Genomic DNA, 7,244 nt, shown 5'->3' on the forward strand with positions numbered 1-7,244 from the left:
AGAAACAGCCGATGTCAATGCAAGGACCACTGCCGCGATCTTATGCTTTTTCATTTAACTCCCTCTTTCAAATATGTTTAATATATAAAAACAATATATCACTCTTATTCTATCATATTTCTCAAAGGAATAAAATTGGAGCATTAGCCAAACTTTTATTTACACCAAGTAATGTTTTGACAATATTATACAATCCGCCGCTCTTGCCTATTTTTCATCGCAAAAAAGACAGAAGCGCCACTATATAAAGCGGCGCTTCCTATATCCTTACTTTCTTTTTGTTCCGGCTTATAAAGTCCTGTCACTGACCGGAGCTAATGTCAGGCGTTATCCTTAGACACTTTCTCGATTCCACCGTTGACTAACCTGTACTCCTCACCAGTCTCCTTATGGCAGATAATTATGCTGTTCTTTGCCTTTTCAACGATCTCGCGGTTTCCGGGCTCGTCCCTAACATAGAGCGTATTTCCGTTGAAGTGTACCTCGGCAATTATTTTTTCTCCGGTGATCATAGGCGTAGCTATATCGAGCAGCTTCTCAACGCTCTTTTTATCATTGATCTTTGGCTCATATTTTTCTCCGTAATAAATAGATCCCTGAGCTCTTGCACTGCTTAAACTGAAAATAGAATCAAGCTTTACCCACTTCTGAGCATAACGGTCATAATACTCATTATAATCAACATAACTAAGATCATAGCTATTCTCATAATTCATAGCCTCTAAATAAACAAGCGGGAATGTATAGACCGGATCTGTCGCTATCTCCATGATAAAGCCGGGATTATTGTCCATTTCGAGCATAAGGTCCGCCGGAGACCATTTATATTGGATATCATGAGCCTCAAGGAAGCTGACCGTATTATGGCAGGCAGAGGTCACAGGATATCCTTCGAGCTCCATATAGTATTCTGAGTTTTTGAGCTCGTCAGAGGTCATTGAAATGATATCCCTTCTCAAAGCTTCGGTAAGCTCTCTTCCCTCCTCAACGGAAACTTCTGTGATGTGTCGTTCACCTATCTTGTCAGTAATGTTGAAACGGCAGAAGTCAGCTGTTTCGGGAGTGAGCTCATCAGTGAAATCGCGTCCGTTCAGACTGCTTTTGAACATTTTATCAGTCAACTGTTCCGCATACTCCTCACTGGTATAAAGATCGCAGAAAAGCTCGGTCAGCAGCTCTGTAGGTACGGTATACTGACGGATGATAGCTGCTCCTCTCTTTGTATAATATGTCATCTTTATGTCCAATGAGTCCATTACAGAATATTGTATTATTTCGATGTTGCTCCCGTTATCAATATAAAGATCATCACCGCTCAGCACCTCATAATCATACTTATCATGCTCAAAATGGCGGTCAACCAGCTCCCTGTTCAGTTCAATGACGTCATTTATGATAGAGGGATTATGCATTACCCTGTTTTCATTCAGCTGATCCAACACTCCAAATGTATTTATCTCTATATCTGTGATATCCGAGGCTGAGGGCACGAAACTTGCCCTGCCAAGTCCCTGAGTTGCGTCAATGACCTTTAAAGCACCCATAACGACCGCACTGACAGCAGCAAAGCTGACTACAGCCGTCCAGAAGCGCCTGAAGCCCCTTCTCCTTATTACCTCCATAACGGACCAGAAAATACCGCTTATGATAAGAGCCGCTGCTGTCGCACCTGCCAGTCCCGACATTTTCATAAGTGATATTATGCAGTATACCGCAAGTCCCATTATAGCATAATAGAATGCATTGTAAACATAGGGCTTTGAAACGTCCTCAGCCTTGCGGCGCTTGTAGAGGATATAGGTCACTATGATGACAACCGCTGTAAACAGCAGCGCCCTTATGAAAAAATTCATAAACATTGACCTGCCGAGCATAACTGAATAGTCAGGGTTCCCTGTATGATCGATTTGCTCGGTAAACAAGAAATAGCCTAAGGCTCCGACAGGACTTGTGGTGAAGAAAAGATAGTTCCTTGTCACAGAATCACTACTGAGTCCGAAATGCGCCGCATTTACAATATTCATCCATGTCAGGAATATAAATGCAGGTATCATTATATTTACGGCAACGATGCTGAAAATAGCCTCAAATATGCTTCCTGCAAAGCTTATTGCGAATACGCAAAGCACATACAGCAATATCATGCCCATAACGACCACGGTGCCTAAACGTAGGATCAAAGGGATATACTCAATAACCTCATCAAGGTAGCCAAATATCTTAGCACTTATCAGTAGCTCCGCACCTGCTATCAGCGCACCTATAAACAGCGGAATTATATATACAGCAAGTCCCGAAAGGAAATCCGCGCTAAAACGCTGACGGTTGTTCAGGGGCAGGGAATAATTCATATCCACAAGTGATTTATTGTACAGATACCTGAAATTCACCATCGGTATGATGACGCCCATTGCCAAACTGAGACAGAAGGTGATGAATGCTATTATCAGAAACGGAACATATTCAGATTCATCGCTGTATATCCCGTACTTGTCAAGGTACATCTCCCACGCTGCAAATGCCGCTGTAATGGGCAGCGCAAGCAACTGAAAAACAAGATTCATCACGAACAGCTTCATGTCCTCTGAGAACTTGCTCCTGAAACGCAGAGCGAATGCTCCTCTTCTTTTATTCGCTGATGTTGTCACTGCTGTCATAGCCGAGCACCTCCAGTTCATAGATAAATATTTCTTCAAGTGTGAGCGGTATGACCTCTATCAGCACAGGGTGCTTTACAGACAGCGAAGCCTTTATAGTCTCTATGTCGCCCTTTGCAATAATGAAGTATATGCTCTGACTCTGCTCAAAGTGTAGCATCTCCACGCCCTCACAGGCAAAATCGTCCTTAGTATAGTTTACGGCAGCACCGTTCTCTTCTCTGTTGAATACCGCCTGTATCTTATGTACGCCGCCCTTTACGTCGTCGATATCCTGCGAGAATATTATCTTTCCGTCGTGAAGGAGAGCAGCTGTGTCGCAGAGCTCGTTTATCTCCTTTAGATTATGGGAGGATATGACAGTCGTTAGCTGACGGTCAAGCATGGCGTCCACCAGCATTTTCTTAACTATTATGCGCATAGTCGGGTCAAGCCCGTCAAACGCCTCGTCAAGCAGCAGATAATCGGTACAGCAGGCAAGACCAATGATAACTATAGCCTGCCTCTTCATGCCCTTTGAGAATGTGTTTATCTTTTTGTCAAGCGGAAGCTCCGTTTTTTTGCGGAGAGTTTCAAATATTTCCTCTGAAAAAGACGGATAAAAACTCTTATAATAGTTTTTCAGCTTTTTGAGCGTAAAGCTACCGAACTGCACAGTCTCGTCGTTTATGAAGAATACCTTCTGCTTGGCGTCAACATTATCGTAAACGCTCTCGCCATCAATAAGGACATCCCCTGATTCCGGAGAATAGATGCCGGATATAAGCCGAAGTATAGTGGATTTTCCTGCTCCGTTAGAACCAATCAGACCGAAAGCCGTACCCTTTTTGATACTCAGGTCTATGCCGTCAAGAGCGGTAAAGCTGTCGAATTTCTTTACTGTGTTTTTTAGTTCTATCATTATTCATGCTCCTCTCTGTAGGATATATGCAAGGTGTCTATCCTTGCCTTGAGATCATCGGGAGATATTCCCTTGTCAAAGGCTTCCCTGACCATCGAATCGAAATCTGCCAGCGCCTTTTTGCGGAACTCGCTGTGATCCTGTGCAGCCACGAAGCTGCCTCTTCCCGGAACCGAGTACAGCACGCCGTTGCGCTCAAGCTCCTGATAAGCCTTGGCTACGGTATTGGGATTCACTCCGGTGGCTTTTGCAAGACTTCTTACACTAGGAAGCTGATCATTCTCTGCAAGTGTCCCGTTAAGGATAAGCATGACGATCTTCTGATATATCTGCTCATAAATGGGTATTCTGCTTGTCAGGTCTATAGAAAACATAAGCAGCTCCTTTCTGTAGGGTGTGTACTATGTTGGCTAGTACAGTTGTTACACTCATATAATATCACATATTCTTCCTCTTGTCAACAGCTTTTCAAAAAATTCTTTAAAAAAATGTTTTCAGGCAACTCCATGAACTATGAAGCTCCGCAGCCGCTGATATTCAAGATTTTTTGCCTGAATTTTCCGCCACGAACATCATACCGACCCATAATTAGCAATATTTAGCCATACTCTGATACAGTCTGACGGTCTGTTTGTCCTGTTACCGTTAATATCCATGTTTAGCCCACACTAACTTTATAAGAAATAAACCGCAAAAAACGCCTTGACCTGAAGCACAATAAGTGATAACATATAATTGCTTTTAAAATTACTTTGAGTTTAATCTGTTATGATTTATACAGTGATTAAAACTTTTCTTTTACAAAATTAAAAAATATTAAATAAGTAATACGCTAACGATTCACGAAATATTCAGTTGAACAACCAGCATTTACACTATCAGCGATGCACAAAATGTAACTATCGCAGTAAGGACGCTTATTTGACCCGTAAGTAATAAGCATTATCGTTCCGAAAATTAGTAAATGATCAGCAATGGAGGTTAACCATGAAAAAAGTAGTCACCGTTGGCGTATTTGATTATTTTCACCTTGGTCATCTGCGCCTGTTTGAAAACGCTAAAAAGCTTGGAGATTATCTTATAGTTGCAGTTCAGGACAGCAGCTGTATCTTAAAAACGAAGCCCGACGCGAACGTGCTTTATTCCACTGAGCAGCGCATTGACATCATCAAAGCGCTCCGTGTTGTGGACGAGGTCATCGTATATCAGGACGTTGACAAGATACTGCCTCAGATAGACTTCGACGTCTTTGCTATCGGCGGAGATCAGCTCCACAAGGGCTTTCAGAATGCAGTAAAATGGTGTGAGGAGAACGGAAAGGAAGTCATAAGGCTTCCGCGCACAGCTAATATATGCTCATCGCAGATAAAAACAAGGCTCAGCGCTATAGGCTGAGGCTTTTATAGGGAATTGAAAAAGGGATCTTATGCAGTGCAGGGACGGAATATAAGGCTTCATAACCCTTATACAAGGCATTGCGAAATAGATATGACTTCTTAAAACATAAGGAGGTTAACTGTGAGAAAAATAAACGAACAGGAATATAAGCGCTGGCTTCTTGTAGTTCTCGAAGATATAGACGAATACTGCAAAAAAAACGGCATAACGTACTTTCTGAGCAGCGGCACAGCACTTGGTGCAGTACGCCATAAAGGCTATATACCGTGGGACGACGATATAGATATCATCATGAAAAGACCCGAATACGAAAAATTCGTGTCATCTTTTGAAACGGACAAATGTAAGGTCCTCACCTTTAATAATACAAAGGATTATCTGTATCAGTACGCAAAGATATGCTACAAGCGCTCAAAGGTCGTAGAGTGGGTAGTTCCAGAGATCAAGGAATTAGGCATAAATATCGACCTTTTTCCTTTGGACGGTATGCCCGATGAACTCATAAAGAGAAGGATACATCAGGACCGTCTCATGCTACTTGGCAAGTTCAAGACACTTTTAATACGCAGCCGTAAGCTTCTCCCTGAAGCAGTCAGGTTTATACTCCCCTACAGGTGGGCGCTTAAGCGCCTAGAACACATAGCGAAAAAGTACAAGCCCGAAAACTGCGACTATATAGGAAATATAGTAGGTACGACCGTTCGTCATTTTGAGGCACCTATTTCTTGTTTCAGCAGTACCGTAAGAATGGAATTTGAAGGCAAGCAGTATCCTGTCCCGATAAAATACAGGACCTATCTGAAATGCCTTTTCGGACCTGATTATATGACTCCTCCACCGGTGGAAAAGAGAGTTACTCACCATAATTTCACAGCTTATATCGACGACTGAGTTTTGGTAAGTTATTGGTCAGATTTTAGGATTTTGGAACAATTCGGCTTTTTAAGATTAAAAAGGGCATAAAGAAGTTTGATCGTTGATGACTTCTTTATGCCCTTTTTCGCAATCAGCACCCTGCCTAAGACAGGGTGCTGATTTTCATAAAAAACCGGGAACATAATGTTCCCGGTCTAGATGCGATTATATTACCGACTTTTACTGACCCTCGTGGAAGAAGTAAGGAAGTGCATCATATACATAATGTCTTACATTGCCCCACCAGTGGTCCTTACCATTAACTACCATGAAGTAAAGGTTGCCCTTAGAGAAGTCAGAGGTGTAAACGAACTGGCTCATCTTCTTCATTTCGTCAATCTGAGGACTAACATTAGGATAAGCTATATCAGTAGAACCTGTAGCGCAGAATATGAAGTACTCATTCTTCTGGAGACCGGACTTGTCTACTGCATTTGCAATACCCTTAGCCTTATCGTAAGCACTGTTGCCGTTCCAGCTGTCGCCGCTGAGAGGCATGAAGTAAGCTACGATGTCGAGGCAATTCTCAAATACAGCCCATGTAGAAACGCCGCCCATTGAGAAGCCGCCGTATGCTCTATGGAATCTTGAAGCCTTGAGCGAACTCTCGGATGTATCCTTATTAGCATATGTTGAGTACTTGCCCTCAACGAAAGGAACTACGCTCTGACGGAACTCGCTGTAGAAACGTCCTGCCTCAGTCTTGTTGAATGTTGGGAATACAACAATAAGGGGCTCGAGCTCTTTGTTCATAATCATATTGTCCAGCATATTCTGGATCATTGTATCGTTCTGGGAGATAAGAGTGTTCTCGTTCTCTCCGCCGCCGTGCATGAGATAGAATATGTTGTACTTCTTGCTTGGATCATAGTTATAAGGAGTATAAACATTAAGGCTGTTGCCACCGTTTATACCATTATAGCTCTCTTTTGTAACCTTACCCTTCTGCTGACAGCCATTGAAGTAATAATCAGGAGCTGCCTTGTACTGTAAGTTAGCATTGTAATTGAAGTTCGACTTAGGCTGAGTTGTAGTTGTTGTTGTTGTTGTAGTCTGTGTCGTTGTAGTTGTTGTGGTGGTTGTTGTAGTAGTCGTTGTTGTCGACTCTGTTGTTACAGTCTTGATATCATCAGAATAGCTCTTAGGAAGCTGCTTGATGATGCCAAGGAGATATTCCTGAATAGCAGCTGCATCGTTTGTTGTGATGCCGTCGCCAGCTGCGTAAACGTCTGCATTGAACTGCTGCTGCTCTGTGAGCTGATACTTGTTTGGGTTAGCAAGAGCCTGCATAATCTTTACAGCGTCAGCCATATCTACGCCGCCGTCGCCGTTAGCGTCGCCCCACAGTGTAACCTGCTCATTGAGGATATCCT

Annotated in this window: 5 protein-coding genes and 1 pseudogene; 2 read left to right on the plus strand and 4 right to left on the minus strand. The window is 42.7% G+C overall.

Annotated features, from left to right (window positions below; genetic code table 11):
- Positions 1 to 320 precede the first annotated feature (320 nt).
- Genes J6U00_RS00960 through J6U00_RS00970 form a run of 3 tightly spaced genes read right to left on the minus strand, consistent with a single transcriptional unit; the run spans position 321 to position 3,932 of the window.
- The gene (locus J6U00_RS00960; protein WP_296577697.1) at positions 321 to 2,657 is read right to left on the minus strand and encodes a hypothetical protein; all 2,337 of its coding nucleotides are present in this window, start codon (positions 2,655 to 2,657) and stop codon (positions 321 to 323) included.
- The gene (locus J6U00_RS00965; RefSeq protein WP_296577699.1) at positions 2,629 to 3,558 is read right to left on the minus strand and encodes an ABC transporter ATP-binding protein; all 930 of its coding nucleotides are present in this window, start codon (positions 3,556 to 3,558) and stop codon (positions 2,629 to 2,631) included. Before J6U00_RS00965 ends, J6U00_RS00960 begins: the two co-directional genes overlap by 29 nt.
- Positions 3,558 to 3,932 (minus strand): GntR family transcriptional regulator, encoded by a 375-nt coding sequence (locus tag J6U00_RS00970; protein WP_296577701.1) that lies wholly within the window; start codon positions 3,930 to 3,932, stop codon positions 3,558 to 3,560. Before J6U00_RS00970 ends, J6U00_RS00965 begins: the two co-directional genes overlap by 1 nt.
- 613 nt (positions 3,933 to 4,545) lie before the next feature.
- On the opposite strand from J6U00_RS00970, the gene J6U00_RS00975 reads away from it, so the two are divergent.
- Positions 4,546 to 4,953 (plus strand): adenylyltransferase/cytidyltransferase family protein, encoded by a 408-nt coding sequence (locus J6U00_RS00975; protein WP_296577703.1) that lies wholly within the window; start codon positions 4,546 to 4,548, stop codon positions 4,951 to 4,953.
- Between the two features lie 123 nt (positions 4,954 to 5,076).
- Positions 5,077 to 5,847: a LicD family protein gene (locus J6U00_RS00980; RefSeq protein ID WP_296577706.1), complete on the plus strand. Its 771-nt coding sequence runs from the start codon at positions 5,077 to 5,079 to the stop codon at positions 5,845 to 5,847.
- A 204-nt stretch (positions 5,848 to 6,051) separates the two neighbouring features.
- Here the strand turns inward: J6U00_RS00980 and J6U00_RS00985 are convergent.
- Positions 6,052 to 7,244: pseudogene (locus J6U00_RS00985) on the minus strand (hypothetical protein); the annotation flags it as partial.

Origin of the sequence: Ruminococcus sp. (assembly GCF_017650195.1) — a bacterium.
GTDB lineage: Bacteria > Bacillota > Clostridia > Oscillospirales > Ruminococcaceae > Ruminococcus.